Below are 24,166 nucleotides of genomic sequence, written 5' to 3'. Positions count from 1 at the left end.
GGTTGTGAGAGCGACACGTTCGTCGCGGCCCAGCAACCGGAACGGCCGACATCCATGGCAGCCAAGGACATCAAATTTTCGCACGATGCGCGCGACAGCATCGCGCGCGGCGTCGATATGCTCGCCGATACGGTGCGGGTCACGCTGGGGCCGAAGGGGCGCAACGTGGTGCTCGACAAGGGCTATGGCGCGCCGCACATCACCAAGGACGGCGTCACCGTCGCCAAGGAGATCGAGCTCAGGAACCGGTTCGAGAACCTCGGCGCCCAGATGCTCCGCGCCGTCGCCTCGAAGACGCAGGATCACGCCGGCGACGGCACCACCACCGCCACCGTGCTCGCCCAGGCGATCGTCCGCGAGGGGATGAAGTCGGTTGCCGCCGGCGTCGGCCCGATGGAGCTCAAGCGCGGCATCGATATCGCCGTCGCCCAAGTCATCGAGGAATTGAAGGCACGGTCGCGCGCAGTGTCGAACAACGACGAGATCGCCCAGGTCGGCATCATCTCGGCCAACGGCGACGAGGAGATCGGCCGGATGATCGCCGCGGCGATGGACAAGGTCGGCAAGGAAGGCGTGATCTCGATCGAGGATGCGCGAGGCACGGCGTTCGAGCTCGAGATCGTCGAGGGCATGGAGTTCGACCGCGGCTATCTCAGCCCCTATTTCGTCACCGATGCCGGAAAGATGACGGTCGACCTGCGGGACCCTCACATCCTCATTCACGAGAAGAAGCTCTCGGACCTGCGCGCGCTGCTGCCGGTGCTGGAAGCGGTGGCGCAGTCGGGCCGGCCGCTGCTGATCATCGCCGAGGAGGTCGAGGGCGAGGCGCTCGCGACGCTCGTGGTCAACAAGCTGCGCGGCAGCCTCCAGGTTGCGGCGGTCAAGGCGCCCGGGTTCGGCGATCGCCGCCGGGCGATGCTCGAGGATATCGCGATCCTCACCGACAGCGTGCTGGTCTCGCCCGATCTCGGCATCCGGCTGGAAGGCGTCACGCTCGACATGCTCGGCCGCGCCCGGCGCGTGACGATCGGTCGGGACGATACGACGATCATCGACGGCGCGGGCGATCGCGCCGCGGTCGCCGGCCGGGTCGCGATGCTCAAGCAGCAGATCGAGCTCAGCACGAGCGAATATGATCGGGAGAAGCTCCAGGATCGGCTGGCCAGGCTCGCGGGCGGGGTCGCGATCATCCGGGTCGGCGCGTCGACCGAGGTCGAGATGCGCGAGCGCAAGGATCGCCTCGACGACGCGCTGCACGCGACGCGCGCGGCGGTCGAGGAAGGCATCGTCCCCGGCGGCGGGACGGCGCTGCTCTATGCATCGCGCGCGCTCGACGGCAGGAAAGGTGCGAACGACGACCAGACGCGCGGCATCGACATCGTCCGCAAGTCACTGTCCGCACCGCTCCGCCAGATCGCGGAGAATGCCGGCCATGACGGCGGCGTCGTCGCTGCCCGGCTGATCGCCGGCAACGACCGTGACGTCGGCTTCAACGCCCAGACCGAACGCTATGAGAACCTCGTCGAAGCCGGCGTGATCGATCCGACGCTGGTGGTCCGCTCGGCGCTGCAGGATGCCGCGTCGGTCGCGGGCCTGCTCCTCACCACCGAAGCCGCCATCGTCGATGTCTCGGAAAGCTCGCCGGCCTCGCCGACGATGGCTCCGAGCGGCGGCTTCTGATCCACGCTTACCCGTTCCATCTCAGGAGTATCGCGATGTCGAGAGTGCCCGTCCGCCCCTATCTCATCACCAAGGACGACGAAGGCGTGTACCGGGTGACCGTGCGCACCACGCGGTTCAACTCGCAGGGCTATCCGCTCGTGTCGAGCGAGGTGCTGGGCGACGCGTTCAGGACACAGACGGCGGCGAAGGCGTTTGTGCGCGAGGAATATCGCGCGGAAGCCAACGAGATCGCCACCAAATAGCGAGGCTGTCCCGCTCCATCCGGTCACCGCCGCGGGAAGCTACGGTAACTAGTGGCGGCGTGCGCCGCGCGGTGTGCCGAATTCCCGATCGCCACGACAATTTTACCAGCGATCATGCGGGTCTCAGTGCAAGCACTTCGTCGCATTCCCTCAGAATTTCAGCATAACGGTCGGCGAAAGCGCGATGGATGCGAGCGACATGACCACCTCTGGCGGCTTCGGCACACGCCAGACACTCATCGCGGCGACGTTCGAAATATGAGCGATTGTACCTCATGATCACAGCGAGGCTCCCGTTCTTGAGCGGCAGCTCTCTTAATCGCTGTCGGGCGGCGTCGTGCTCGTACGGAGGACACCGATAGCCGCATCATGCGCCTCCCTGCTCGATTGGTCAAAGGAACAGCCTACTGGCCGATCTCCTCGCGCTCCGCCTTGTCGACCACGCCGAAGCGGATCACGTTGACGGGAACGAGCGCCGATCCTGGGCGGGGCGTGAGCCAGACCACCGCGAAGGCGGAGCCGCCCCGTTCGTAGCCAAGGGCGTATTCACCGGGGAACAGGCTGCGGCCAAGGCCCGGGATCGGCTTCCACCCGGCTGCACCGGCCCTGGTGTCGTAATAGGCCTTGAGCGCGTCGAAATCCGCATTGCGGGGCGCGGTGTAGCGCTTCACCTCGGGCCGGCTGTAGCGTTGGCGAAGCAGCTCGTCGACATGACGGACCGCGACCTCGTCGGCGACAGCGATCTTGTCACCGAAGGCATATTCGTCGGGACGCGTGAGCATCGGCGGCGGATCGGGAACCTGCATCTCCGATCGGCCATCTCCACAAGCTGCAGGCGCCGCCATGACAAGGACCATAGCGGCGCTCCGGATTCCGGTGGCCAAGCGTTGCAGTCGCCTCATGGTTGCGCGTTGCGCTGTACCCTGGTGAGCGCGGTGTTGAAAGCGTCCATGATGTTGTCGCCGACGCCGAGCTCCCGCGTCTGCGGATTGATCGGTAGCGCCGCCCTCTCGAGCCGCTGCGCCGGCGCGAGACCCTTGTCCTCGACCGCCCAGCGCACGGCATAGTGCGTCCATTCCTTGGCGACGCTGGCGGTGGTGCCGACCGCATTCGCGGCGGGGCCACCGACCTTCGCCTTGTCGACCAGGGTGAGCGCCGAATCGAGCACCGATGTCATCATCTCCTGCTGCTTCTTGACGTCGGTCGACCAGGATTGCGCGCCGGCATACGCCGCGCCCACGAAATAGCCGAGCGCGCCCGCATTCTCGCGCCGTTCCTGCGACGATCCGGCGGCGACCGGCACCTGCGTCACCTGGTCGAGCCGCGCGGCCGGATTCTCGTTGAGGCCGTTGCCGAACTGCAGCTTGGTCATAATCTCGCCCAGCTTCTTCTCCTGCTTGCCCTCCATGAGCGCGCGGGAATAGGTCGCCATGTCGGAACCGTCCGCCGTCTCCTCATTATAGGTGAGCTCCCGCATCACGCCGGTGGTGTCGCTGTCGATGATCTTGGTAAGGCCGTCGGCCATCGCCTTGATCGTGTCGTCCTTGCCGACGATCACCGGTCGTCCGGCAAAGCCGCTGGTGTTGCGCACGTCGCGCAGCGTGTCGGCACCGGCGTCGAAGATTCGCGCCTTGAGGTCGGCATCGGGGATGGAGGCGGCCGCGTCCATCAGCTTGCCGAAACCCTCCGGGTGCCATTCGACGCTGGGGGCACCTATTCCTCCCGTCATCGTCTCATCGATCGACGACTTCATTACCGCGCGCAGCTGCTCGGGATTGAGCGCCTTGAAGGCGTCCGCGGCATAGGCGCTGCCCTTGAGGCTGGAGAGGACCTTGCCCACCGCGACGGCTTCGGGATCGCTCTCGTGGCTCGAGGTGCTGAGAACATGACTCTCGGTCCAGTTCTTCCCCTCGGCGACCTGGCTCTTCATCGCCTCGACATATTGCATCTTCTGGTAGTTGGACGCGTGCGTCGCCACCGCATCGGCCAACTCGGTCACGCGATGAAAGCCGTCGGCACCGTCATCGGTCTTGGCGAAGGCGTTGCTCACCGCGGCAAGGCTTTGCCCGTCGAGCTTGCCGGCAAGATCATTGAACAGGTCGCGCCGCTCGTCGGCCGAATAGCCGCCGTTGCCGAACCAGCTGCCGTCCACCGCCTGATCCGCCAGCTTGTCGAGCTGCCCCTGCCGCCCCAGCTCGTCGATCACCGCGTCGGCATCGGTCGCCGAGAGGCTCTGCAGCTTCGCCTTGACGTCGTTCATCTCGTCATGCGTGACGGTATTGAACCAGCCGGAATCGTCGAGCTTTCCCTTGATGTAATCGACGGCACCCTGCTGAACTGGCGTAACCATGCGATCTTCTCCTGGCAGCGGGCCGGAGTGATCCGGCGACGGGTCTCAAGAGCATGGTTTCCGGTCGGTTTCGCTCCGCGATTCGATTAGCGAATCTCATCGAATCGTTGAGCGCGTGCTGCGGAAACCTTCGCTACATCTGTGTCCCTTGCGACATGCAGAAGGGCGCGGTGGCAAAGGGCTCACTGCGTGATCAGCCTCACCCGAAGGACCTGGCGATCGAATGCCAGACGATCCGTATCGAGATGCGCTTGCGTACCGGCTATCTCGATCGCCGCCTGCCGGCTGAACGCATGCTGTGGAACGATCCGACCAGCGGCGTTACGCGCCATGCCGATGTCGAATACGCGGTCGCGATCGCGTGCGCTCGGGAGAAGGAGCCGGACTGCCGCTGGCCAGCCGGTCGCTGGCCGCAGCGCCAACTATCCCTTGCGGCTCATCCTACGCCCGAACAGGATCATGCCGCCGAGTCCTGCTCCGCCTGCAGCGGCGATCAGCGCATAGGACGGCTTGCCACCGCTCTCGACCGGCGCGGTCCGGGCAAGCTCGGTCGGCCGGGTTCCAGGCTTCGACGTGACTTCGCCGGTTTCGTTCGCGGGCACGAAGCCGTCATCGGTCAGCGTCATCGCAGCCAGGTCGACGTTCATCCTGCGCGCGCCCTGGGACACGGCTACGGCCACCTTGCGCGCAAGGTCGGGATTACGCTCGCTCTGCTTCATGGCGTCGGAAATCAAAGCAGCCTGAACCAGCAACGATTCGGCCATCTCCTGTTTGGTGGCATCGCTCGCGGTGCTCAGCATCCCGGACGACGCGAACCCGGCGGCCGCCTGGGCGCTGACCGCGGCCGCCATGCGACGGTTCACGTCGATATCGATGTGACGACCCGCCTGCCAAGCATTGATCCACCACACCGCATAGGCATCGGCGACGTCGTCGATCCGCAAGCCGAGAGAGGATAGCGGGCGGCTCATCCCCTCAACCACGTCGGTTGACGCAAACAGCCTGGCGAGATTGTCCGCGCCTTGGGGATCATTGGCACGGCTCTTGGCGACAAAGCGCGCATAGTTGGCCGTGCGACGTTCCCGCGATGGCTTGTAGCGGAAGCTGGCAGGCTGCACTGCGACGGGAGGCCGAAGCGCGGAAGGTCCGGGTCGCGACATGTTGCGGGACGGCGACGTCGAACGGGCTCGATCGGCATGATTCTGAAGGCTGATCCGCGGGCCTTCGTAAAGCATAGGGCTGATCATTTGGGCATGAGCAGCACCGGGGACGACGAGCGAGGCAAAGCAGATGGGCGCGATCATCCTAAACGACATTGCACGTCTCCTTCCCCCCGGGAGCTCGATAAGCAAAACGCCGGGCGAAGTCGATGCTTCGCCCGGCCAATTGCGATGAACCGCCGACTTCCCTAGCCCTTGCGCGCCATGGTCGACAGACCTTCGCCGATCGTCTTGATCATGTTGGTGGTCGACTGCATGATATAGCTGAATTCCTGCGTCGCCACCTGAAGATCGGTCATCGTCTTGGTCGATTTGTTGTCCTTCGACTGACCGTCATAGGTCTTCGCCAGCGACTGCATTTCCTCGATCTTGCTATCCATTGACGCCGCCATCGCCTCGGCAATCGCACGCAGCCAATTGCCGCTGCCGACCTTACCGTTACGCGAGCCCTCGGTCTTGGCACGATCGCTACCTTCACGCGAGGCGGTGAAGAGCTTCTGGGCAATGTCCTCTGCCTGCTGGCCAAGGTCACGGGCGAAGGCACCCTGTTCTGCCGCCGACAGGCCGAAGCTGCCACCGATCTGGGTCGCCGCATCGCCAATGCTGAGCGGCGAACCGCCGGATGCCGCGCCGAATGCGGTCTTCGCCATGTCGATGACGCCTTGGGGCAGTCCGAGCTTTTGGCCGAGACTCTGGATGACCTGCTGACCCACCGCCTGCATGATAACCCGAGCCGCCAGCGACGCCCAGCCAACCGGTCCGGCGGCAAGCTGCATGATGTTGACCGGATTGAACGCTGAACCGAAGAGTCCGCCGATGCCTGCCATGACCGTTTCCTTTCCCTTCCCGAAATTCGTGCTCCGTGCGGGGGAGCTGGCCGGTCGCGACTAATCGCCGCTACGGTGTGGAAGATGGCCGATTTGGCGGGCGTCCGCGCTCAGCAGATCGTTTAGATCGCCTAATCGATTCGTTTAGTTTCCGGCTCATTCGAGCGGCAGGAAAAGCAGGCCCGCCAGGCTGTTGAGCTCGCGGACCCCGTCGAGCTCGAGCTTGCGGATCGCGTTGTTCATGTGGGTGCGCACCGTGTTCTCGGTCATGTTGAGCAGGGTCGCGATATCGCCGTTGGCGCGGCCCCAGCCGAGGAAGCGCAGCACTGCCGCCTCATTGCGGGTCAGCGTCTGGAGCGCGGCGACGTGGTGGACGGGGACGCGCGCGCCGGAAACGGTGAACTCGCCGATCTGGATCTCGCGGGCATGGGCCTCACGCCGCGCCTCGGACTCGCGCAGCAGACTGACGAGGCGTTCGAGCTCGGCGGTGTCGGTCACGCCTTCGCCGAGCATGGCCGGGCCGGGTGTGGGACGCGGTGCATGGCTCGGGTTCACCGCCCCGCCCCCACGCGCTGGAGCACGCCGGCGGCGATCTCCGGACGGCTGGAGAGATCGGCGTAGATCGCCTCGGCCAGCAGCGGCAGCGTCAGGATCACCACGAAGCACGCCGCCACCGCCTTGATCGGCAACGACAGCGAGAAAACGTTGAACGACTGTGCGAAGCGATTGAGGAAACCCAGGCCCGCGTCGATCACGTAGAGGACGGTGAGCGTCGGCGCGGCGAACAGGAAGGCGAGCGTGAAGAGGCGGCCGAACTCGCCCTCGAAATACTCGACGGCGCGCAGGTCGAGCGTGATGCCGCCGGGGCCGAGCGGCCAGATCAGGTAGCTGCCCATCACCGTACCGACCAGCAGCATGAGGCCGCCCGCGCTCACGAACACGACCTCGGCGAAGCGGCTGAGCAGGATGCCGGTGAGCGAGGTGGTGTTGCCGCTCAGCGGATCGACGAGCTGGCCGATGGTGGCGCCGACCTTGGTGTCGATGATCTCGCCGGCCGCGGCCATCGCCCACATCACCGTGCCGAAGAACAGGCCGATGATGCCGCCCGCCGCCGCCTCCTTGAGCAGCATCGTCGCCCATCCCATGGCGCTGAGGTTCGCCGGCGCGAAATCCGGCCGGAGCGCGAGCGCGACCAGGCCGAAGGTGACGATGATGCTGTTGCGGACGGTCGCCGGCATCACCTCACGCGAGAACACCGGAACCAGCACGAAGGCGAAGGCGAAGCGGGTCGAGGCGACGCCGACCGTCAGCAGCTGGTCGAGCCACGGGATCGACTTGAGCAGCGGCACGCCGACGCCGGGCGGGACGGCCTCGATCATCGCCCTACCCCCGCCAGGCCGGAGAAGATCGCATCGGCATAGCCGTAGAGCGTCCCCGCCATCAGGCCGGCCGTCACCAGGATGCTGATCACGATCGCGAAGAACTTGAGCGTGTACTGCAGCGTCTGCTCCTGGAGCTGCGTCGCCGCCTGGACGATCGCGACCAGCAGACCGACCACCGACGCCGCGATGATCGGCGGCGCCGACAGCAGCAGCACCAGCCATAGCGCCTCGGTGGTCAGACGGACGAGATCGTCGCTCACGGGGCGCGCCTAGAGTTCGATCCATCTGGCTCGAAGCAGCTGTTCCCCGGCGAAGGCCGGGGCCCAGTTGCGAGCCGTTCGATACTGGACCCCGGCCTTCGCCGGGGAACAGATACAAACTGGCCGAATCCGACCCTACGCATAGGACAGCACCAAACCGTGGCTGAGCTTCACCCAGCCGTCGACCAGCACGAACAGCAGGATCTTGAACGGCAGCGAGATGGTGACCGGCGACAGCATCATCATGCCCATCGCAAGCAGGATGTTCGAGATCACCATGTCGATCACCAGGAACGGCAGGAAAATGAGGAAGCCGATCTGGAAGGCGAGCTTCAGCTCCTTGACCACGAACGCCGGGATCACGATCACGAAGTCGCTTTCCTTGAGCGCCTGCGCCTGGGCCGGGTCGCCGATCCGCTGCTGGGTGCGCAGGAAGAAGACGCGCTCGCGCGGATCGCTGTGCTTCATCAGGAACTCGCGCAGCGGCTCCTTGGCGCGGTCGGCGGTAGCGAAGATGTCGTTGGTGCTCTGGAGCGGATTCTCCTGCGCGCTCGGCTCGCCGGGCATGGTCGGCGCGGAGGCGGGGCTCTCGACGTTGGCGGCCGCGTACATCTTGTCGAGCGTCGGATACATGACGAACACGGACAGAATCAGCGCCAGCCCGTTGAGCACGATGTTGGGCGGCACCTGCTGCAGGCCGAGCGCGTTGCGGACCAGGCTCAGCACTACGGCGATCTTGGTGAAGCTGGTCACCATCACCGCGAAGAACGGCGCCAGCGCGATCAGGACGACGGTGACGAGCGCCGAACCCGGCGTGAAGGCGGCGAGGTTCACGCTTCGGCCTCCGTCTCCGGCGCGGCGGGCTCGACGTCGGCCAGATCGGCCCGCTCCTCGATCAGCACGGCGAAGCGGTCGCCGAGCCGGACCAGCTCGCCTCTCGCGAGCAGGCGATCGGCCACGAGCAGCTCGACCGTGAGGCCGTCGGTGAAGGGCCCCAGCGGCAAGGTCGTGCCGGGCCTCAGCGCCGCGAGCGCCGCGGCGCTGGTCATGCGATCGGGCAGCCGGACGCTGAGCGGCACCGCGAAATCGGCCGCCGGCGAATCGGATTCGGACATCGATCCTCCCTGGACTTGAACCGCGAACTGGCCCGAGGCGAGATCGAGCTGGCCGGCGATCGCGCGCGCGTCGCCGGATTCGATCCGCCCGCGAGGGCGGGCGTCCACCAGCACCATGTCGCCGCCGGCGAGATCGCCCGCCTCGGCGACCGACAGCCGTGGACCGTCGATCAGGCACCGCAGCACCACCGGCACGGCTTCCGGCGGCAGCGCGATCGCGCGCGCCCTTTCGTCCCAGCCTGCCCGCTCCGGGTGATCGAGCGGCACGGCGACGAGCCCGGTCGTCCGGTCTTGCGCGAACGAGATCAGTACGGCGGGCTCCGGCTGATCGGACACGAGCGCCTCGGGTTCGAGCGGGAGTTCCAGCGCGGCCTCGAGCGCCGCCAGCACCGGCTCGGCCTGGTCGAGCAGCGCGACCGCATCGCCGACGCGCCCCTCGTCGAGGAGCACGCGGCGCCCTTCGTGCCGCAGCAGCGTGAAGCGAAGTCCGTCCGCCGTGACGAACCATGGCGCCGCCTGCGTCCGGTGGACGACGGCCGCATCGAGCCCCACGCTTCCGATCAGCGTACAGAGCGCCTGGCCGAGCGCGGCCGCATCGGGATCGACCGCGGGCAGCTCCGTCAGCGCATCGAGCGCGGCGCTCGCCATCACGGCTCGGCCCGCACCCGCGGCGGCAGGCCGGTCTCGGGCCAGCGCGCCAGCAGGGTGATCGATCCGGTGGTGACGCCGACCAGCATCGTCTCGCCGCGCGCCTCGATCAGCACCACCCGCTCGCGCTGGCCGAGCGGCATCGAGCGCAGGAAGCGGATCGGCGGCTCGCCCTCGCCGCCATTGGTGACGCCGAGCTGGCGGTCCTGCAGCTTCTTGAGCAGCCAGATGACGCCCCAGGCCATGCCGAGCACCACCGCCAGCGCGATGACGATCGCCAGGATCGACGAGACCACGGCTCCGATACCCATGTCGCTATGCTGATCCTTTCGTTCAGGGAATGGCGTGTCAGGCCGCGGGGACGAGCGCCGGGCGGCGCGGCTGGGCGGAATCCATGTCCTGCCACATCGGCGCCTCGCCGCTTCTCGCCTTGCCGGCCCACAGGATGATCGCGGCGATCGCGTCGAACATGTCCTGCGGCACGATCTCGCCGATCTCGCCGCGCGCCCAGAGCTGACGGGCGGTGGCGACGTTGCGGATGATGGGGACGCCCGCCGACTCCGCCTCGGTCCGCATCGCCGCGGCGAGCGCACCCGCGCCCTTGGCGGCGATCACCGGCACAGGGCAGCTCTCCACGTCATAATCGAGCGCGATCGCGATATGGGTCGGGTTGACCAGCAGCGCCGCCGATCCGCGCGTCGCGCCGATCGCGTTCTGGTTCGCCCATTCCTGATGCATCTCGCGCCGCATCGACTTGACCTGCGGATCGCCCTCGTCCTCCTTGTGCTCCTGCTTGATGTCGCGGCGGCTCATCTTCATCTGCTTGATGAACTTGGCCTTGGCGTAGATCCGGTCGCCGACCGCGACGAACAGGAACACCGCCACCACCATCGCGAACATCTGGACGGTGAGGCTGTAGCTCTGGCCCAGCACCGCCATCGCCGCGGCCGGCCCGGTCGCATCGACGGGCGACGCGCTCGCCAGGCGGATGAGCTGCCCCGATCCCGCCAGGGCGCTGCGGAACACCAGGTAGAAGATCGCGCAGATCAGGCCGACCTTGACCAGCGTCTTGACGAGCTCGAACAGCCCGTCCTTGCCGAACATCCGCTTCAGGCCCTCCATCGGATTCAGCTTCTCCAGGCCGAACTTCATCTTGTCGGTGGTCATGATCGGGCCGACCTGAAGGAACTCGGCGACCGTCGCGAAGAAGGCGACCGGCGCCAGCGTGATCAGCGACACGCGGACCAAGGTGGCCAGCGCATCGCGCCCGACGATCGTCGCGGCCTGTTCGAACGGCACGGTGGTGGCGACGGCGAGCGTATCGGTGGCGAGCCGCGCCAGTTCGCCCGCGACATAGCCCGAGGCGAGCACGAACAGCACCAGCCACGCCAGCGTCAGCAGGCCGGCGCTCAGGTCCTTCGACTTGGCGACGTCGCCTTTCTTGCGCGCGTCCCGAAGCCTCTTGGGCGTCGGCATCTCATTCTTGTCGGCGCCGTCGTTCTTCTGGGCCATGCGCTCTTTTGTCTCCAGCAGCCGCCATCGATCGATCGGTGCTTCGCACCGCCGATCTCATCGACTCCTCAACTTCATCAGCCCGAGCAAGGCCGAGACATCGCGCACCAATACACGGCGCGTTACTGTCGATGTCGGTGAAACGCCGTTCGTGGGGCGGAACAGCGACTCACATGATGAAACGATTCAGCAATAAACTCCACCAAGTCAATCACGTTTGTAGGATCGACCTGACGGATACTCATGTAACTCTTATGACAATGGACAGAATCCCGCAGGAATCCGCGCGATTCTTATAGTATACCACCCTTCATTTCGGCTGCGGAACGCTCGACCGTCGCAAAAAGGTTCCACACGACTCACGCATTTCGTCGTGCATCTGCCTCGATTCGTCGTATCTCATTGAGAATGATCAAATTTGCACGCGATGACTTGAAACTGAAAAAATTCCCCCGCAGACTAGTTACTGCCGTCGAAACCGAGCACCGGCGGCAGTGGGGCATCGTTGTGGCTTCTCCGATCATAGTCGGAGACTGCGGAGCGATGCAGATGAGGCTTGGTTTCGACATACGATCGGCGACGATTCTCGTTCTGGGTTTCGGTGCTGGTCTTCTTCCTTCGATTGCCAGTTCCAGGGATAAACCCCCGCCTCCGCCGCCCTGTCCGCTGACGGCGACGCTGCGCATTGCCGATGCCGGCTCGCTCGCCGGGGTGCAGTCGCTCGTCCAGTGCGGTCCGCAGCAGATCGTCACCGCGCCGGCGTCGCCGGCCGACTATGTCCCGCCCGCCGATCTGGAGATCGTGCCCGACCGGCCGGCGATCCGCCGCGCGGTCGTCCCCGCAGCGACGCCGACTCCGCCGGGCGGCGTCCGAGTCGCGCACATCAGGCCGAAACGGCGGGAGCCGGTCGACCTCGCCGCCGCAGCGCCGCTGGTCAATGTGGGACCGCTCGACGCCGAGTCGATCCTGTCGATGCGGCCGGCGAGCTACACCACGCCCTATGACGCGATGATCGGCCGCGTCGCGCAGCGCCACCGCGTCGATCCGCTGCTGCTGCACGCGGTGATCGCCCAGGAATCCCGTTACCGCGCCAATGCGACCAGCCCGGTCGGCGCGCGCGGGCTGATGCAGCTCATGCCGGGCACCGCGCGCGAGCTCGGCGTGCGCTCGGTCGCCGATGCGGAGAGCAATGTCGACGGCGGCGCGCGGCTGCTGCGGCGGCTCCACCAGCGCTACGGCGACTTCAACCTGACCCTCGCCGCCTACAATGCCGGCGAAGGCGCGGTGCGCAAGTACGGCAACCAGGTGCCGCCCTATCCCGAGACGCAGAACTACGTCCGCGCGGTCATGGCCAACTACAACCAGCTCGTGTCCGAGCAGGGCGTCGCGAACCGCTGACGATGGCCAGCGCACTGCCCTTCCGCCGATTGCGTCTGCCGATTCGCACCGCCGACGTGCTGCTGGTCGGCGCGCTGGTGACGGTCGTCATGCTGATGATCCTGCCGATGCCGCCGCTGGCGCTCGACATCTTCATCGCCATCAACATGACCGTCGGCATCCTGCTGCTGCTGAGCTCGGTCTACATCACCAAACCGCTCGATTTCTCGACCTTCCCGACGGTGCTGCTGCTGTCGACGCTGTTCCGGCTGGCGATCAGCATCTCGACCACGCGCATGATCCTGACGACGATGGACGGCGGCTCGATCATCCAACGCTTCGGCGAGATGGTGGCAGGCGGCAACCTCGTGGTCGGGCTGGTGGTGTTCCTGATCATCACCGTCGTCCAGTTCATCGTCATCTCCAAGGGCGCCGAGCGCGTCGCCGAGGTGGCGGCGCGCTTCAGCCTGGACGCGATGCCGGGCAAGCAGCTGTCGATCGACAGCGACCTCAGGTCCGGCATCCTCAGCAAGGACGAGGCGCGCGAGAAGCGGCGCACGCTCGAGCTGGAGAGCAAGCTCCACGGCAGCCTCGACGGCGCGATGAAGTTCGTGAAGGGCGACGCCATCGCCTCGATCGTGATCGTGCTGGTCAACCTGCTCGGCGGGTTGGCGGTCGGCATGCTCTACCACGGGCTGTCGGTGTCGGAGGCGGCGGCGACCTTCTCGATCCTGACGATCGGCGACGGGCTGGTCGCGCAGGTGCCGGCGCTGTTCTCGGCGATGGCGGCGGGCCTTCTGGTCACGCGCACCACCGACGAGGACCGCGACCGCGACCTCGGCCCCGCCATCGCGCGGCAGATCTCGGGCAAGCCGCACGTGCTGCTGATCGCGGGCGCGCTGTCGATCCTGCTCGGGCTGGTGCCGGGCTTTCCGACGCTGGTGTTCTTCGCGCTGGCTGCGGCGCTGCTGATCGGCGGCACGCTGTCGCATCCGACCTCGGGCCGCTGGGTGCGCGCGCGACTCGGGATGGAGAGCGGCACGCCCGCGGCGATCACTGGCGAGACGATGATTGCGGCACAGGCGCTGCCGCGACTCGACCCGCTGCGGCTCACGATCGGCGCGCCCGCCGATTCGCCAGTGTTCGCCGCGCTGGCGGACCGCGTCCGCACCGGTATCGCCGCGCTGCAGGAGCGCAGCGGCGTCGCCGTTCCGGACCTGCGCATCGTCGCCGACACCGGTCCGGCGATGCCGACCGGCGGCTGGGCGCTGGTCGCGCATGACGCGCCGCTCGGCGGCGGCGTGGCCGAGGAGGACGAGTTCGCCCCGCGCGTCGCCGGCCAGGTCGAGCGGCTGCTGGAGCGCAACCTCGGCCTGTTCCTCGGCCTCCAGGAAGTCACCGACCAGCTCAACCGGCTCGGCGAGAGCCATCCCGAGGTGGTCAAGGAAGCGGTGCGCGCAGTGCCGACCGGACGCATCGGCGAGGTGCTGCGCCTGCTGGTCGAGGAGAAGGTGCCGCTTCGCAACTTCCGCGACGCCGTCGAGGCGATCGGCGAGGTCGGCCAGTACGAGCGCGAGGCGATCCCGATGGCCGAGCGCGTGCGCATCGCGATGCGCCGCCACCTGATCGCGCCGCTGTGCGTCGCCGGGCGGCTGCGCGTGCTGATCGTCGGCAGCAATCTCGAGGAGATCATCCGCCACACGTTGACGCCCGTCGACGGGCAGATGCGCCTCGCGATCAACCCGCACCAGATGCGGGCGCTCAACGCCCTGCTCGCCGAGCAGGTCGAGGCGAGCGGGGCACGCGCGATCCTGACCGCGCAGGACCTCCGGCGGCCGCTGCGGCTGCTGATCGCCGGGGATCTGTTCGACGTGCCCGTCATCTCCTTCAACGAGCTCAATCCCGCGGTGCCGCTCGACATCGTCGGCGAGCTCAATTCCGCACCAGAGAGCCTGGCCGACCAGGCGCAACGAGAGTTTGCCGAATGATGCGAATCCCGCGGCGGTCCCTGCTGCTTCTGGCCTCGGCCGTGCTGGCGTCGTCGACGCCGGCGCTGGCCGACACGCCTCCCTTCCCCGAGAAGACCGTCACCCTCACCGCGCGCAACCAGCGCGTCGATGCCGCCATCGCCGACCTGTTCGGCCAGGCGGGCCTCAGGGTGAAGACCAGCTCGGCGATCAACGGCAAGATCAACGGCGTGTTCGTCGGCACGCCCAGGACGATCTGGGCGCAGCTGTCCCGCGCATTCAACCTGGTCGCCTATTACGACGGCGCGGTCGTCCGCGTGTACACCGGCGGCGAGATCCAGTCGAAGAGCTTCGCCGCCGCCGATCCGGCGGCAGTGGTGCAGGACGCGCAGCGGATGCGGATCGTCGACGGGGCGAACTCGGTCGCGGCGAGCACCAACGCGGTGAGCGCGACCGGCGTCCCCGCCTTCCTCGACCGGGTCGCGCAGCTGGCGGGATCGGGCGCGAAGCCGGCGATGATCCCTGCCTCCGCCACCGCCTCGAGCGCGGGAATCGTGTCGCCGCTGCTGAACGGTCCGGCGCCGATGGGCACGGTCTCCGCGGCGCCGCTGCGCTCGCGGGTGCTGACGGCCGCCACCGCACGTTCGCCCTATGAGGTGCGCATCTTCTACCTGCGCTATGCCCGCGCCGATGACACGATCCAGAAGAGCTACGACCGCACCGTCGTCATCCCCGGCGTCGCCTCGATCCTGCGCGGGATGATGGGGGACGGGCGTCCTTCGAACACCGTCTCGACCAGCGGCAACTTCGACATCCAGCGCCAGTCGATGCCGCGGCTCGGCGGGCGCGGGCTCAACGCGGTGCCGCCCGACGAATCGCAGCGCAGCTTCGACCAGCAGGGCACGCCCGGCTTCGACACCGTCGTCATCGAGAAGGCGGAGCCGCGCGACGTCAACGGCCCCCGCGTCGAGGTCGATCCGACCAACAACGCCGTGCTGGTCCGCGACCGCCCCGAATCGATGACCGTCTACGAGGACATCGTGAAAGCGCTCGACGTCGAGCCGCGCGGCGTCGAGATCGAGGCGACGATCCTCGAGCTCGACACCAACCGGCTCAAGGACCTGGGGCTCGACTTCGGCCTTCGCACCGGCGGTTTCGCGGCGTTGTTCGGGGGCAAGCAGTCGAATCCCACCGACAATTTCTCGGCCCCCAACTTCGGCGCGACCTACCTCACGGGCGGGCTCGACCTGTTCGCGGTGCGCATCACCGCGCTGGAGAAGGCCGGCGTGCTGAGCGTGGTCTCCCGCCCGCGCCTGTCGACGCTCAACAACATCCCCGCGGTGTTCAACAACCAGGTGCAATATTACGTCCGCGTCGCCGGCGACCGGCAGGTCGATCTGTTCCCGGTGACCGCCGGCATGGTGATGCGGATCAACCCGTCGATCCTCTACGACGGCGGCGAGCTGCGCACGCGGCTGGCGATCGAGATCCTCGACGGCTCGCCGAGCGGGATGATCGTCGACGGCATCCCCGCGGTGAAGCAGTCGAGCATCAACACCAGCGCGGTGGTCAAGCAGGGCGAGAGCCTGCTGATCGGCGGCATGACCGTCGAGACCAACTACGACTACAAGTCGAAGGTGCCGGGCGTCGGCGACATCCCGATCGTCGGCCAGGCGTTCCGCAAGCGCAGCAAGGGCACGCAGCATATCGAGCGGCTGTTCCTGATCACGCCGCGCATCCTGTCGCAGCGCCAGACGGTCGCCGCGAACGGCGCCGCCTTCCAGCCCACCGCCGAGACCCAGCCGATCCCGCTCGAACAGCTCCAGGCGCTGGGCAAGGGCAAGCGGAGGGCCAAAAGGTGAATGCGCCGTTCGCCCCGCTGAAGCTCGCCGCGGTGGTGCTGCGCGTGCTGAACGGGCGCCTCGAAGGCGCCGAGCACCGCCTCCACCCCGGCAAGTTCGTACGGGTCGGACACGGCTTCGACCACGACATCGTGCTGCGCGATCCATCGACGCGCGGGTTGTCGCTGGAGCTGCACCTCGGCGACGAGCTGGCGACGATTCGGGTGATCGCGGGTCAGGTCGGCCTGTTGGGCCGGCCGGTCGCTGCCGGCGAGGAGACGGCGTTGCCGGCCTATGTGCCGATGACGCTCGGCGGCTTCGCGGTGGCGATCGGCGATCCTGCCTCGGAGCGGTGGGAAGAGACCGCCCGCCTGTCGACGACGATCGCGCCGGCGGGCGAGGCAGCCGTGCCGGTCGAGTCGCAGCGCGCCGCGCTGACCGAGCGGGTCGCGACCCGCTTCTATCCCATGCGCGACGCGCTTTCGATCGAGCGGCGTTGGCCGGTCTATGCGGTCGTCGCCGCGGCCCTGCTGCTGCTCGTGGCACTGGCCGGACCGACCGTCCGCTGGATCGGCGGCCAGTTCCACAATCCCGACGCCGACCGCGCGGTGCTCGCCGCATCCGGCTTCAGCGCGCTCAAGGTCAGCGACAGCCCGAGCGGCCTGATCATCACCGGCATCGTCAAGGACGACGCCGAACTCGCCCGGCTGCGCATGGTGGTCGCCGAGCGGATCGGCGCGGCCACGATCGACGTCGATTCGATGCAGGCGCTCGCCGCCTCCGCCACCGACCTGCTCCGCACGCAGGGCATCGACGGCGAGGCCAGGCCGATGCGCGGCAACAGCCTGCTCGTCACCGCCGAGTATCTGCCCGGCGACCGCCAGACCGAGCTCGCCAAGCTGATCCAGGCCGACGTGCCCGGCGTCACCCGCGTCGCCTTCACCACCGACAACGCGCGCGGCGACCGCGACCTGCAATATTTCTTCTCGGGCTCCGAATATGGCCTCGCGACCTTCGTCGACGGGTCGCCCGGCTACATCACCACCGCCGACGGCACGCGCTGGTTCGCCGGGGCGCAGGTGCCGACCGGGCACAAGATCATCGCCATCGGCAACGGCCGCGTCAGCTTCGAGCGTGACGGGCGGGTCGAGGAACTCATCCTGGGGAACGGGACGCCGCCCGCCCCGGGAGTGGCATCCGAAACGGGCGGCACAGCCAAGCAAGGGACGCAATCATGACGAACCCGATCAACAGCGCGATGATGCGCTCCATCGCTTCGATGGGCCTGATGAACTCGAACGAGATCCACGAGGGCGGCCAGAGCAACTGGTTCGAGGCGTTCGCCAACGCCTGGGGCAAGGCGCTCGACACCCAGGCCGACGTGATCACCAACCAGGCCGACGTCGTCTCGCAAGGCGGCGACAAGCCTTCGGACATCACCGCGCTCACCACCGAATCGATGCGGATGAGCTTCATGGCCAACAGCTCGCACACCTCGCTCGACAGCGTCTCCAAGGCGCTCGAGACGATGGCGCGGAAGAGCTGATCATGAGCGTCGAAGCAATCGCCGCCGCCGCTTCCGCGCTGGCCGGCGGCGGGGCCGAGGGCCAGCGCGCGATGGAGCTGCTGCCGCCGGGCGGCGGTGGTACGGCGATCAGCCCGCAGGCCGAGGCGCGGTTCCAGCAGGCGATCGAGAAGCTCGGCGGCGTCGAGGGCACGGTGCCCGTCGGCTCGCTCCCTGGGCCGCTCAAGGGGATGTTCGCCGCGCTCGACCAGGTGAACGTCCAGGCGCGCTCGGTCTCCGATTATGCCCAGGCGGCCGAGGCGAGCGGCGGGCAGCTGACGCCGGGCGAGATCGTCCAGCTCACCATGAAGTGCCAGGAATTCATGTTCCAGGCGCAGCTCACCTCCAACATCGCCAACCGCAGCTCGGACGGCGTGCAGCAATTGTTCAAGCAGCAATGAGCCGCACGCTGCGCCTGGCCGCCGCCCCCCTGCTGCTCGGGCTCGCCGTGCTCGGCGGGTGCAGCAAGCAGGAGGTCTATGGCAAGCTGACCGAGCCGGCGGCCAACGAGATGATCGCGGTGCTGAACCAGGCGGGCATCGCGGCGAGCAAGGTCCATGGCGAGAAGGACAATTGGAGCGTCGCCGTCGACCAGGCTGACTTCGCCCGCGCGGTCGAGACGCTGCGTGCCCATGGCCTGCCGCACGAGCAGTATGATTCGCTGGGCTCCGTGTTCAAGAAGGAGGGGTTCACCTCGACCCCGCTCGAGGAGCGCGCCCGGCTGATCTACGGCCTGTCCCAGGAGCTGAGCCGCACGATCAGCGACATCGACGGGGTGGTCCAGGCCCGCGTCCACCTGACCATGCCCGAGGCCGACCCGCTGTCGCGCGAGGCCAAGCCCTCGGCGGCGTCGGTGTTCGTCAAATACCGTACCGGCTTCGACCTCAGGAGCCAGACCGGGGCGATCAAGTCGCTCGTCACCAATGCGATCGACGGGCTGACCTACGACCGCGTGTCGGTAGTGATGGTGCCGGCACAGACGCTGCCGATGGTGCCGCAGAACGATGACATGATCTCGGTCACGGCGCTGATCCGGGTGCTCGCCGGGATCGTGGCGACGCTGCTGCTGGTCTTCGCCGGACGGGCGCTGTGGCGGATGCGGCGGCCCAAGGCCAAGGGCGGGCTGCCGGATACGGTGCGACCGTGAACGGCGCCGAACGCCGCCGCCGCTACGCCGCACTCGCCGAGGCCGCGAGCGACAGCCGCGGCGCGCGGTTCGCCCGGCGTCTCTCGGGCGCGGAGGGACCGAGCTTCGCCGACCTCGCCAAGGTCCCCGACTGGCTGACCGAACCGCCCGAGCGGCAGGAGCGGATCGCCTGCCTCGCCGCACTGCTGCGCCATCGCCGCGCGATCGATGCCGAGCTGTCGGGCCCGCGACTGGCGATGCTCGCCGCGACGGTGGGCGAGGATCTGCTCGACGCCGCCTGCGAGACCCCCCTGACGCCGCCGCTCGACGATGCGCCCCTGCCCGCCCCCGACCGCCTCGTCGCCGAAGGCCGCAGGTTGCTCCATGCCGGCCTTCCGGAGCCCTTCGCCGGCCGCTTCCCGGGCGCGCAGGACGATGCGCAGGCCCGTGATATCGCGATGCACGCGAGCACGATCGTGGCGGCGCTGGCGTGAGTCCGTCGACACCCCCCTCCCTGTGCTCCTGCGCAGGCAGGAGCGTTGGCGGCGAGGCGATATCACTTGTGATTCCGGAGTTGGATGCGGCTAGGCTGAATCTGTTCCCCGGCGAAGGCCGGGGCCCAGCCTCGGACCGCCTGCAACTAGGCCCCGGCCTTCGCCGGGGAACAGTCGTTTCGGAACGGAAGGTTCCAGACTCCCACCTACGCAGGAGTACGGCGAGGACTGTTAATTTGGACAAGCGCCGATGAGCTTCCATCTCGTCCACAGCGACGATCGCGCGCTGCTCGGCAGCAGCCGCGCGGTGATCAAGCGGGCGGAGCGGGCCGACTTCATCGATGCGGTCGCGCTGCTCGAGGCGGCCTCCGCCATCCGCGACCGCGCCGCCGCCGACGCCGAGCATGCCCGCGCCGCCGGCCATGCCGAGGGGCTTGCCGAAGCCAGGGCAACCATTGAGGAGCAGCTCGCCGAACAGATCGCCGGCTTCGCCGCGGCAGTCGAGCGGCACGCCGAGGCGCGCCGCGCCGACGTCGCCGAAGCCGCCCATGCCGCCGTCCGTGCCGTGATCGGCGAGCTCGACGACGAGACCCTGGTCACCCGCATGGTCGAGCGCACGCTCGCGCGGCTGCCCGGCGAGGGCCCGGTCGCGATCGCCGTCGCACCGACGATGGCCGACACGCTCGCCGCCCGCCTGCCCGAACTCGAGCACGTCACCGTCGCCGCCGATCCTGCACTCGGCCCCACCGACTGCCACATGCGGACCAGCACCGGTCAGGTGATCGCCAGCCTGTCGGTCCAGCTCGACGCGCTTGCCAAGCGTTGGGGGGTGACCGAGTCATGAAGGCCGGCGCCGACACGCTCTCGCTCGTCCGCGCGCTCGATGCCGCGCCGATGTTCGAGCAGCACGGCCGCATCGTCGGCGCGCTCGGCACGACCCTGCGCGTCACCGGCGTGCGAGCGCGGATCGGCGAGAGCTGCGAGATCGTCGATCCCGAGAGCGGCTTCACGCTGTGGGCCGAGGTGATCGGGCTGGCCGACGGCGACGCGATCCTGACGCCGCTCGGCGACCTGCGCGGCCTGTCGCTCGCCAGCGACGTGATCCTGCGCAGCGGCGACGATCGCACGCCCCATGGCGCGGACATGTTCGGCCGCGTGCTCGACGCGCGCCTGCAGCCGCTCGACGCGCTGGGACCGGTCAAGCGCTCGACCGATCGTCCGATCCACGCTCCCGCCCCCAACCCGATGACCCGCCATCCCGTCGACCAGGCGATGGAGACGGGCATCCGCGCGATCGACGGGCTGCTCACCATCGGCATCGGCCAGCGCGTCGGCATCTTCGCCAGCGCCGGCGTCGGCAAGTCGACGCTGCTCGCCAACCTCGCCCGTCAAGCGAAGGTCGACGCGATCGTCATCGCGATGATCGGCGAGCGCGGCCGCGAGGTGCGCGAGTTCGTCGAAGAGACGCTCGGTGAGGAAGGGCTGGCGCGGTCGGTGGTGATCGTCGCCACGTCCGACCGGCCGGCGATGGAGCGCGTCCGCGCCGCCCATGTCGCCACCGCGATCGCGGAGGGGCTGCGCGACGAGGGCAAGCACGTGCTGCTCCTCATGGACAGCGTCACCCGCTTCGCCCGCGCGCTGCGCGAGATCGGCCTCGCGGCGGGCGAGCCGGCGGTGCGCCGCGGCTTCCCGCCCTCCGTGTTCGCCGAGCTGCCGCGGTTGTTCGAGCGCACCGGCGCAGGCGAAGCGGGCGCGATCACCGCGCTCTACACCGTGCTGCTCGAGGACGAGGACGGCGATCCGATCGGCGAGGAGGTGCGCTCGCTGCTCGACGGCCATATCGTGCTGTCGCGCAAGCTCGCCGCGCGCGGCCATTATCCGGCGATCGACGTGCTCGGCAGCCTGTCGCGCCTGTTCACCAAGCTCGCTTCGCCCGCCCAGCAGCGCGCGGCCGAGGGGCTGCGCGCGATGCTGGCCAAGCTCGACGAGATCGAGCTGCTCGTCCAGATGGGCGAGTACGAGTCCGGCCGCGACCGGCTCGCCGATCGCGCGCTCGCCGAGCGCAAGGCGATCGACGCCTTCCTCCGCCAGCACCGCGACGATCATGCGACGCTCGGCGAGACGGTCGTGCGGCTGCGCAACTTCGAGGAGATCGACCATGGCCGCTGACCCCGGCGGAGCCAAGCTGGTGCGGGTCGCACAGGTACGTGAGCTGCGCCTCACTCGCGCCGCCACTGAGGCGCGTGCCGCTGCCGAGGAAGCAGCGCTCAAGCTTAACGACGCTCAGGCCGCGCACCTCGCCGCCCGGGAAACGCTCGCGGAGGCCCGCCGCGCCTTCGCCGCCACGCCCGCGTGCGGCCAGACGCGGCTGTGGCTCGACCGCTGCATCGAACGGCTTGTCGGCGCCGCCGCGGCGCTCGCCGATGCCCGAGCGCGGTGTACGGTCGCCGACCAGACCCACGCCGAAGCGGTGCGCGCCGTCGGCCGCCATCAGATCCGCAGCGACGCGATCGCCACCCATCGCCGGGCACTGGTCCGCGCCGACCGCCGCCGCGCGGAGGATCGCGCCGAAGCCGATGCCGTGATGATGCCCCGGATGAGCATGCGATGACCCAGGCCCCCTCCGCTCCCAAGCCCGCCGCCTTCACGCCGCGTGCCGTGCCGAGCACGCGATCCGATGCGCCCGAGCCGATGCCGGCACAGAAGCGCGCCTTCGCCGACGCGCTCGCCCGCACCTCCGCGAAAACGGTCGGGAGCAAGAAGGAGCCGTTGACGGACGCGGGCCTCTTCGCCGCGATCATGCCGCGCGAGTTCGCCGGCGTACCCGTGGCGGAGACGGCCAGCCCAGCCGGCGATGTCGATCCCGCCTTCCACGCCCAGCTCGACCGCATCGCCGCCGCGATCGCCGAGGTGGCGAAGACCGGTGCCGAGCCCGAGGTTCATCTCGCCCTGCCGCTCGGCAACTACCGGATCGAGGGCGCGGTGCTCGGGCGGGATCTCGCGGGACAGGTCAATGTCGTCCTGATCGCGGGCACGGCCGTCCCGCCGGCGACCGCCGCGCAATGGAGCGAGCAGCTCGGCGAACGGCTGCTCCGGCGCGAGGTCAGGGTCGGCCGGATCGGGGTTCAGGCATCAGGCAGGCGCGCGGTTCCGGCGGCATAGAGGGCAAGGGTCCGCCGAATGCGATTCTCGGCATCGCGGCCGCCGAAGTCGGCGGAAAGGTTCTTGCTCGTCGTCAGGATCAGTGAGGAGACTTGACCGTAGCTCACCGCCCGGAAAAGCATCGAGAAGATCTCGCCCAGACTCAAGGTCGTCTTGCCGGGGCCATAGAGCGCGCCGGGTCGGGTCTGATCGAGGATCGCCTGGGTGACGGCGTTGCCGAGCTCGTCGCTCCAGCCGTCGCTGTCCCGCGCGATCACGAGCCCGTCGCGCGTCTGGTCGTCGATCGTCTCGCCATCGAGGCCCTGGTCGACCTTGAGGTCGCCCAAAGTCTCTTCCGATATGCCGGTGATCACCATCGCCCGCTCGCCCTGCGTCACCGTCAGCTTGTCGAGCCGGTAAAGGTCCGCGATCGTGGTGTCCGCTTGGGTCTCGAGCGTGATCTTGGTGCCGTTGGCGAGCTCGACAGTGGTGGTGCCCCAGAAACGCGCGGCGTCCGCGCCGTCGAGCGCGATGTTCCCGGCGCCCCAGACCAGCAGCGATTCCCCGGTCGCCGCATTGAGGACGAATACTGCCGACTGGCTCTCGTCGATCGACAGCGAATAACCGTCCGACAGATCGAACAGGATGCCGCCGATCGCAATCGCCTTCACCTCGAAGGCGGGCGGGCCCGATACGGCCGGCAGATCGGATGAAGGCGCGACGAAGACGGCGATGTCCGCCGCCACTGGCACCACGGCGGCGCTATCGGCGGGCGCCGCGATCGGGTCGACGAGCACCACGCTCGCCACCATCGCGCCATTCTCAGGCAGTGATGGGCCGAGGCCGCCGATCGTCGACAGTCCGACCGGCTCGGTCATGAATAGCCGTCCGGCCGCAGGCGGACGGTCGCCGCCTCGATCATCGTCAGCGCCTCTTCGGTCGTAGGCTTCCCGCCATTGAGGTCGACGCCCAGCGAGGACACGACGTTCGACACCGTGCTGCTCAGCGGGCGCGCGGCGACCAGCGTCGCCACCGTTTCCGCGAACTGGTGCAGCGCCCGGGACAGGCGACCCTGATCGGCTGGGCTGCCGCCGAGCGACCGGGAAAGCTCCGCCGCGATCTCCTCGATACCATAGGCATCGCTCGCCGAGCCCCCGGCATAGCCGCCGCGCGGATCGACCGGTGTCAGCTTCAGCTCGCGCGCCATCGTCTCGGCGATGCGGGCACTGATCGTGTTCATCGCCGCAGCGGCCTGGGCACCGCCGCTGCGCTTGCCTTCGATGCCGCGCAGCGAGACCGCGTCGGCACGCCCGCCGTTGATGGGATTGATCATCGCCCTAACTCGTCCGGCAATTGCAACATGCTGCCGTAGATAGCGCGTCCGGCAGCTTTGCGCTCTCAACGAATCGCTTAGGAG

28 protein-coding genes are annotated in these 24,166 nt (G+C 68.2%); 14 read left to right on the top strand and 14 right to left on the bottom strand.

Annotated features, from left to right (window positions below; translation table 11 throughout):
- Positions 1-54 precede the first annotated feature (54 nt).
- Positions 55-1,680 carry a chaperonin GroEL gene (gene groL / locus LZK98_RS06160; protein ID WP_233785526.1) on the top strand — a complete coding sequence of 542 codons (1,626 nt, stop codon included), beginning with the start codon at positions 55-57 and terminating at the stop codon, positions 1,678-1,680.
- A 35-nt stretch (positions 1,681-1,715) separates the two neighbouring features.
- Positions 1,716-1,925 carry a hypothetical protein gene (locus LZK98_RS06155; RefSeq protein WP_233785525.1) on the top strand — a complete coding sequence of 70 codons (210 nt, stop codon included), beginning with the start codon at positions 1,716-1,718 and terminating at the stop codon, positions 1,923-1,925.
- Positions 1,926-2,329: 404 nt separating this feature from the next.
- Here the strand turns inward: LZK98_RS06155 and LZK98_RS06150 are convergent, their stop codons facing one another.
- From LZK98_RS06150 to LZK98_RS06095, 12 genes are all read right to left on the bottom strand, one after another.
- The gene (locus LZK98_RS06150; RefSeq protein WP_233785524.1) at positions 2,330-2,731 is read right to left on the bottom strand and encodes a hypothetical protein; all 402 of its coding nucleotides are present in this window, start codon (positions 2,729-2,731) and stop codon (positions 2,330-2,332) included.
- Positions 2,732-2,823: 92 nt separating this feature from the next.
- On the bottom strand, positions 2,824-4,275 hold the full coding sequence (locus LZK98_RS06145; protein WP_233785523.1) for a hypothetical protein: 1,452 nt from the start codon (positions 4,273-4,275) through the stop codon (positions 2,824-2,826).
- A 182-nt stretch (positions 4,276-4,457) separates the two neighbouring features.
- Positions 4,458-4,697, bottom strand: a complete 240-nt coding sequence (locus LZK98_RS06140; protein ID WP_233785522.1) for a hypothetical protein — start codon at positions 4,695-4,697, stop codon at positions 4,458-4,460.
- Positions 4,698-5,579 carry a DUF6683 family protein gene (locus LZK98_RS06135; RefSeq protein WP_233785521.1) on the bottom strand — a complete coding sequence of 294 codons (882 nt, stop codon included), beginning with the start codon at positions 5,577-5,579 and terminating at the stop codon, positions 4,698-4,700.
- A 104-nt stretch (positions 5,580-5,683) separates the two neighbouring features.
- Positions 5,684-6,322 carry a hypothetical protein gene (locus LZK98_RS06130; protein WP_233785520.1) on the bottom strand — a complete coding sequence of 213 codons (639 nt, stop codon included), beginning with the start codon at positions 6,320-6,322 and terminating at the stop codon, positions 5,684-5,686.
- A 156-nt stretch (positions 6,323-6,478) separates the two neighbouring features.
- Positions 6,479-6,820, bottom strand: a complete 342-nt coding sequence (locus LZK98_RS06125) for a helix-turn-helix domain-containing protein (RefSeq protein ID WP_233785519.1) — start codon at positions 6,818-6,820, stop codon at positions 6,479-6,481.
- 53 nt (positions 6,821-6,873) lie between these two features.
- Positions 6,874-7,701, bottom strand: a complete 828-nt coding sequence (gene sctT / locus LZK98_RS06120) for a type III secretion system export apparatus subunit SctT (RefSeq protein ID WP_233785518.1) — start codon at positions 7,699-7,701, stop codon at positions 6,874-6,876.
- Complete coding sequence (gene sctS / locus LZK98_RS06115; RefSeq protein ID WP_233785517.1) at positions 7,698-7,964, bottom strand: type III secretion system export apparatus subunit SctS; 267 nt, start codon at positions 7,962-7,964, stop codon at positions 7,698-7,700. The genes sctT and sctS overlap by 4 nt, the downstream gene beginning before the upstream one ends.
- Positions 7,965-8,099: 135 nt before the next feature.
- Positions 8,100-8,798: a type III secretion system export apparatus subunit SctR gene (gene sctR / locus LZK98_RS06110; protein WP_233785516.1), complete on the bottom strand. Its 699-nt coding sequence runs from the start codon at positions 8,796-8,798 to the stop codon at positions 8,100-8,102.
- Positions 8,795-9,727, bottom strand: a complete 933-nt coding sequence (locus tag LZK98_RS06105; RefSeq protein WP_233785515.1) for a FliM/FliN family flagellar motor switch protein — start codon at positions 9,725-9,727, stop codon at positions 8,795-8,797. Before LZK98_RS06105 ends, sctR begins: the two co-directional genes overlap by 4 nt.
- Positions 9,727-10,038, bottom strand: coding sequence for a flagellar biosynthetic protein FliO (gene fliO, locus LZK98_RS06100; protein WP_233785514.1), 312 nt, complete (start codon positions 10,036-10,038; stop codon positions 9,727-9,729). The genes LZK98_RS06105 and fliO overlap by 1 nt, the downstream gene beginning before the upstream one ends.
- A gap of 37 nt (positions 10,039-10,075) precedes the next feature.
- Positions 10,076-11,239 carry an EscU/YscU/HrcU family type III secretion system export apparatus switch protein gene (locus tag LZK98_RS06095; RefSeq protein WP_233785513.1) on the bottom strand — a complete coding sequence of 388 codons (1,164 nt, stop codon included), beginning with the start codon at positions 11,237-11,239 and terminating at the stop codon, positions 10,076-10,078.
- 549 nt (positions 11,240-11,788) lie between these two features.
- On the opposite strand from LZK98_RS06095, the gene LZK98_RS06090 reads away from it, so the two are divergent.
- The 12 genes from LZK98_RS06090 (at position 11,789) to LZK98_RS06035 (ending at position 22,770) form a co-directional block, all read left to right on the top strand.
- A complete protein-coding gene (locus LZK98_RS06090) occupies positions 11,789-12,637 on the top strand; it encodes a lytic transglycosylase domain-containing protein (protein ID WP_233785512.1) in 849 nt (282 codons plus the stop codon).
- 2 nt (positions 12,638-12,639) lie between these two features.
- Positions 12,640-14,604 carry a flagellar biosynthesis protein FlhA gene (locus LZK98_RS06085; protein ID WP_233785511.1) on the top strand — a complete coding sequence of 655 codons (1,965 nt, stop codon included), beginning with the start codon at positions 12,640-12,642 and terminating at the stop codon, positions 14,602-14,604.
- Entirely contained in the window at positions 14,601-16,445 is a 1,845-nt protein-coding gene (gene sctC, locus LZK98_RS06080; RefSeq protein ID WP_233785510.1) for a type III secretion system outer membrane ring subunit SctC, read from the top strand. Before LZK98_RS06085 ends, sctC begins: the two co-directional genes overlap by 4 nt.
- Positions 16,442-17,662: a SctD/MshK family protein gene (locus tag LZK98_RS06075; protein WP_233785509.1), complete on the top strand. Its 1,221-nt coding sequence runs from the start codon at positions 16,442-16,444 to the stop codon at positions 17,660-17,662. The genes sctC and LZK98_RS06075 overlap by 4 nt, the downstream gene beginning before the upstream one ends.
- Positions 17,659-17,970 carry a hypothetical protein gene (locus LZK98_RS06070; protein WP_233785508.1) on the top strand — a complete coding sequence of 104 codons (312 nt, stop codon included), beginning with the start codon at positions 17,659-17,661 and terminating at the stop codon, positions 17,968-17,970. Before LZK98_RS06075 ends, LZK98_RS06070 begins: the two co-directional genes overlap by 4 nt.
- Positions 17,971-17,972: 2 nt before the next feature.
- Positions 17,973-18,389, top strand: coding sequence for a hypothetical protein (locus tag LZK98_RS06065; protein WP_233785507.1), 417 nt, complete (start codon positions 17,973-17,975; stop codon positions 18,387-18,389).
- Positions 18,386-19,135, top strand: coding sequence for a type III secretion system inner membrane ring lipoprotein SctJ (gene sctJ, locus LZK98_RS06060; protein WP_233785506.1), 750 nt, complete (start codon positions 18,386-18,388; stop codon positions 19,133-19,135). The genes LZK98_RS06065 and sctJ overlap by 4 nt, the downstream gene beginning before the upstream one ends.
- Positions 19,132-19,608: a hypothetical protein gene (locus tag LZK98_RS06055; protein WP_233785505.1), complete on the top strand. Its 477-nt coding sequence runs from the start codon at positions 19,132-19,134 to the stop codon at positions 19,606-19,608. The genes sctJ and LZK98_RS06055 overlap by 4 nt, the downstream gene beginning before the upstream one ends.
- A gap of 250 nt (positions 19,609-19,858) precedes the next feature.
- Positions 19,859-20,452 carry a FliH/SctL family protein gene (locus tag LZK98_RS06050; RefSeq protein WP_233785504.1) on the top strand — a complete coding sequence of 198 codons (594 nt, stop codon included), beginning with the start codon at positions 19,859-19,861 and terminating at the stop codon, positions 20,450-20,452.
- Complete coding sequence (locus LZK98_RS06045; RefSeq protein WP_233785503.1) at positions 20,449-21,777, top strand: FliI/YscN family ATPase; 1,329 nt, start codon at positions 20,449-20,451, stop codon at positions 21,775-21,777. The genes LZK98_RS06050 and LZK98_RS06045 overlap by 4 nt, the downstream gene beginning before the upstream one ends.
- Positions 21,767-22,219 carry a hypothetical protein gene (locus LZK98_RS06040; protein ID WP_233785502.1) on the top strand — a complete coding sequence of 151 codons (453 nt, stop codon included), beginning with the start codon at positions 21,767-21,769 and terminating at the stop codon, positions 22,217-22,219. The genes LZK98_RS06045 and LZK98_RS06040 overlap by 11 nt, the downstream gene beginning before the upstream one ends.
- Positions 22,216-22,770 carry a hypothetical protein gene (locus LZK98_RS06035; RefSeq protein ID WP_233785501.1) on the top strand — a complete coding sequence of 185 codons (555 nt, stop codon included), beginning with the start codon at positions 22,216-22,218 and terminating at the stop codon, positions 22,768-22,770. The genes LZK98_RS06040 and LZK98_RS06035 overlap by 4 nt, the downstream gene beginning before the upstream one ends.
- Here the strand turns inward: LZK98_RS06035 and LZK98_RS06030 are convergent.
- A complete protein-coding gene (locus LZK98_RS06030; RefSeq protein ID WP_233785500.1) occupies positions 22,734-23,627 on the bottom strand; it encodes a DUF1521 domain-containing protein in 894 nt (297 codons plus the stop codon). The genes LZK98_RS06035 and LZK98_RS06030 overlap by 37 nt on opposite strands.
- Positions 23,624-24,082 carry a hypothetical protein gene (locus LZK98_RS06025; protein ID WP_233785499.1) on the bottom strand — a complete coding sequence of 153 codons (459 nt, stop codon included), beginning with the start codon at positions 24,080-24,082 and terminating at the stop codon, positions 23,624-23,626. The genes LZK98_RS06030 and LZK98_RS06025 overlap by 4 nt, the downstream gene beginning before the upstream one ends.
- Positions 24,083-24,166: the final 84 nt, after the last annotated feature.

The organism is Sphingomonas cannabina, from assembly GCF_021391395.1.
GTDB classification, from domain to species: Bacteria; Pseudomonadota; Alphaproteobacteria; order Sphingomonadales; family Sphingomonadaceae; genus Sphingomonas; species Sphingomonas cannabina.
The sequence above is the reverse complement of the archived record's forward strand: the minus strand, read 5'-3'. Positions and strand labels throughout refer to the sequence as shown.